General features: G+C 72.0%; 1 protein-coding gene. It reads left to right on the top strand.

The window, feature by feature from the left end; genetic code table 11:
- Positions 1 to 223 precede the first annotated feature (223 nt).
- A complete protein-coding gene (locus HYE82_RS36080) occupies positions 224 to 2,038 on the top strand; it encodes an AMP-dependent synthetase/ligase (RefSeq protein ID WP_309144569.1) in 1,815 nt (604 codons plus the stop codon).
- The last annotated feature ends 169 nt before the right edge of the window (positions 2,039 to 2,207 follow it).

The following is a 2,207-nucleotide window of genomic DNA, read 5'->3' as shown; positions in this document are numbered from 1 at the left end:
ACCCGGACCTGAGGGATCGGCGGAAGCGGCCGGGTGCCGGGGCGGGGCGGGTGCGGGTTCGGTGGCGGTTCCGTGCGGGTCCGCGCGCGGGGTGTTCAGCGTGACTGCCCGTGCGTACATTACCGGCGGTAACCGCATGTCCCCGTGGTGAGCCGAGGAGAGCGCCGTGGAACTGCAGACCGCGCCGAAGCTGGTCGAGCCCGTCAGGACCGTCGTCGACGGGGTGGTGCGGCAGGCCGAGGTGCCCGCTCTGGCCGCGGTTCCGGAGAGCGGCTCGCTCGGCGACATCCCGTTCCACAACGCCCGCGAGGCCCCCGGTGCCACCGTCCTCTCCCGCAAGGCACCGGACGGGACCTGGCACGACGTCACCGCCGCCCGATTCGCAGCCGAGGTGCTCGCCGTCGCCAAGGGGCTCATCGCGGAGGGACTGCGGGAAGGCGACCGGCTCGCGATCATGGCCCGTACGACCTACGAGTGGACCCTGCTGGACTTCGCCGCCTGGGCCGCCGGGCTGGTCACCGTACCCGTCTACCCCACCTCCTCCGCCTTCCAGGCCCGCTGGATCATCCAGGACTCCGGCGCCGTGGCCTGCGTCGTAGAGGACACCGCCCAGGCCCGTCTCATCAGCGCCGAACGGCCCCACCTGCCCTGGCTGGCGCACTTGTGGGAAATCGACACCGGCGCCGTGGCCCGGCTGGTCAAGGCCGGCGAACAGGTGCCCGACGCCGTCGTGCACGCCCGCCGGGCCGCCCGTACGCCCGACTCGGTCGCCACCCTCATCTACACCTCCGGCACCACCGGCCGGCCCAAGGGCTGCGTCATCACCCACGCCAACTTCTTCGCCGAAGCCGACAACGCGGTGGAACTGCTGCACCCCGTCTTCAGGTCAGTCAGCAAGGAACCAGCGTCCACCCTGCTGTTCCTGCCGCTCAGCCACGTCTTCGGCCGCATGGTCGCCGTCGGATGCCTGCGGGCCCGGGTCAGACTCGGTCACGCGCCGAGCCTGCACACCGAGGAGCTCCTCGCCGACCTGGCCGGCTTCCGGCCCACGTTCCTGCTCGCCATCCCGTACGTCCTGGAGAAGGTCTACAACACCGCCCGTGCCACTGCCGAACGCATGGGCCGCGCCTCCTCCTTCGACCGGGCCGCGCGCATCGCGCAGCGCTACGGCGAAACCGCCGAAGGCAACACCCCGGGGCTGGGCCTGCGCGTCGCCCGGGCCCTGTACGACCCCCTCGTCTACCGGCGCATCCGCGCGGCGCTCGGCGGGAGCGTGCGCTACGTCCTCAGCGGCGGATCACCCCTCGGGCGGCGGCTCGCCGCCTTCTACACCGGAGCCGGCATCGAGGTCTTCGAGGGCTACGGGCTCACCGAGACGACCGGAGCCAGCACCGTGACCCCGCCGCAGAAACCGCGGCTGGGGACGGTCGGCTGGCCCCTGCCCGGCACGGCGGTCCGGATCGCGGAGGACGGCGAGGTGCTGCTCCGGGGCCGACACGTCTTCGCCGGCTACTGGAACACGACCGCGGGATACGCCCCTTTCGCCGCCGGCGGCTGGCTCCCCACGGGGGACATCGGCGAACTCGACGCCGAGGGGTACCTCACGATCACGGGCCGCAAGAAGGACCTGATCATCACCTCCGCCGGCAAGAACGTGGCCCCCGCCCCACTGGAGGACTGGCTGCGGGCACACCCGCTCGTCGGCCAGTGCCTGGTCGTCGGCGACAACCGGCCGTACATCACCGCGCTGATCACCCTGGAGCCGGAGGGGCTCGCGCACTGGCGGGCGATGCGGAGGAAGGAGGGCATGCCGATGCGCGAGCTGGTCCGCGACGAGGAACTGCGGGCCGAACTCCAGCGGGCGGTGGACGAGGCGAACCGGCTGGTGTCCCGATCCGAGTCGATCCGCAGCTTCACGATCCTGCCGGGGCAGTTCACCGAGGCCCGCGGGCACCTGACCCCGTCGCTGAAGCTGAAACGGACGGCTATCGTCCGGGACCACGAAGAGGAGATCGAGGAGCTGTACCGCGGCGATTGAGGGGAGGCGATCCTTCCGTGGGCGTCAGCCGCAGTTCACGGTTTTCAGGGTGAGTGCGCGCTCGTCGGCCTGCGGCCGGCCGTGTGTCCGGAAGGTGACGCCGGGGTCGCCCGTTCGGCCGGTTCGTGCAGGTCGGGGGCGGGCCGCGGGTGGTTGCCCGGTTCTCGGG

Source organism: Streptomyces sp. BR123, from assembly GCF_013401435.1.
GTDB lineage: Bacteria > Actinomycetota > Actinomycetes > Streptomycetales > Streptomycetaceae > Streptomyces.
The sequence above is the reverse complement of the archived record's forward strand: the minus strand, read 5'-3'. Positions and strand labels throughout refer to the sequence as shown.